The sequence below is a fragment of the Vibrio sp. Vb0667 genome (assembly GCF_033391095.1).
Window position 1 is genome coordinate 1 of the sequence record NZ_JAWPOL010000228.1, and the last position, 1,260, is coordinate 1,260.

Annotated in this window: 3 protein-coding genes; all 3 read left to right on the forward strand. The window is 43.3% G+C overall.

Features of this window, described 5'->3' with window-relative positions; genetic code table 11:
* Nucleotides 1–194: septation protein IspZ (locus tag R8269_RS24825; protein WP_318222859.1), on the forward strand; the 194-nt coding region annotated here is incomplete at its 5' end.
* Between the two features lie 157 nt (nucleotides 195–351).
* Nucleotides 352–747 (forward strand): acyl-CoA thioester hydrolase YciA, encoded by a 396-nt coding sequence (gene yciA, locus R8269_RS24830; protein WP_005459205.1) that lies wholly within the window; start codon nucleotides 352–354, stop codon nucleotides 745–747.
* 115 nt (nucleotides 748–862) lie between these two features.
* On the forward strand, nucleotides 863–1,159 hold the full coding sequence (locus tag R8269_RS24835) for a YciI family protein (RefSeq protein ID WP_005481648.1): 297 nt from the start codon (nucleotides 863–865) through the stop codon (nucleotides 1,157–1,159).
* Nucleotides 1,160–1,260: the final 101 nt, after the last annotated feature.

Here is a 1,260-nt window from a genome sequence, read left to right on the forward strand (position 1 = left end):
GCTTCTTCTCATTTTTTGCAGGCCTAAACATTTACATCGCTTACGAGCTACCTCTGGATGTTTGGGTTAACTTCAAAGTATTTGGAATGCTGATCGCCACCTTCGCCTACATGATTGCTACTGGTGTCTACATTTACAAGCACATGCCAAAGGAAGAGAAAAATAACTCCTCCGATGTCTCGGTTGATGATTAAAAACTCAATTTTGCTATAATCCGCGCAAATGTATTATTCACAGCGACCTTCGGGTCGCTGTTTTGTTCAACGGACCAATAATTACTGCATTAGTATTCTTATTGGCACACCATATTTGCGCTTTTTTTGAGCGCCCTTGAAGATTTAGGATGTCACTATGAGCCAAGAATTTAACTCTCCGAAAGGCCAGCTTCTGCTTCGTACCCTTGCAATGCCCGCTGATACAAATGCAAACGGCGATATCTTTGGTGGTTGGATAATGTCTCAACTTGACTTGGCGGGTGCGATTCTGGCGAAAGAGATCTGTTCTGGTCGCGTCGTTACCGTTTCTGTTTCAAGCATTACATTTAAAAAACCAGTCAGCGTAGGTGACGTGGTTTGTTGTTACGGCGTGTGTAAGAAAATCGGCCGTACATCTATGAGCGTTGACCTAGAAGTTTGGGTGAAACCAGTGAAAGTAGACGGCATCGAAGATCGTTTCATGGTTTGTGAAGCAACCTTTAACTATGTAGCCATCGACAGTGAAGGCAAACCACGTCCAGTGCAAAGCTAAGTCGTCATAAAATCGAATTGCTAGGAAGAATCTCACATTTTCTATTGTTCACTTGTGAGAGGTTCAAAAAAGACGTTAAATTAACACTTTACCCCACCAATTAAGGAACTATGCTATGTGGTACGTCATCTTTTCTCAGGACGTTGAGAACTCATTGGAAAAACGTATGGGCGTTCGTCCTCAACATTTAGAACGCTTGCAACAGCTTCAAGATGAAGGTCGTTTACTTACCGCAGGTCCAATGCCAGCGATCGACTCTGATAACCCAGGAGAAGCCGGCTTTACTGGTTCGACAGTCATTGCTGAATTTTCCTCTTTGGAAGATGCCAAAACATGGGCTGACGCCGATCCTTATGTGGCGGCGGGCGTTTACGAAAACGTGATCGTAAAACCGTTCAAAAAAGTGTTTTAATTTATGAAAAAATTACTGTGTCTCTTTCTCGCCTTTGGTGCATTGGCGGGTTGTTCATCAAGCAATGACAACCAACGCCAACTTGAATTAATGGCGTCTAA

Bases quoted from the DNA above. Each gene is read 5' to 3' on its own strand.
- yciA (WP_005459205.1), top strand. From the start codon at position 352: ATGAGCCAAGAATTTAACTCTCCGAAAGGCCAGCTTCTGCTTCGTACC.
- R8269_RS24835 (WP_005481648.1), top strand. From the start codon at position 863: ATGTGGTACGTCATCTTTTCTCAGGACGTTGAGAACTCATTGGAAAAA.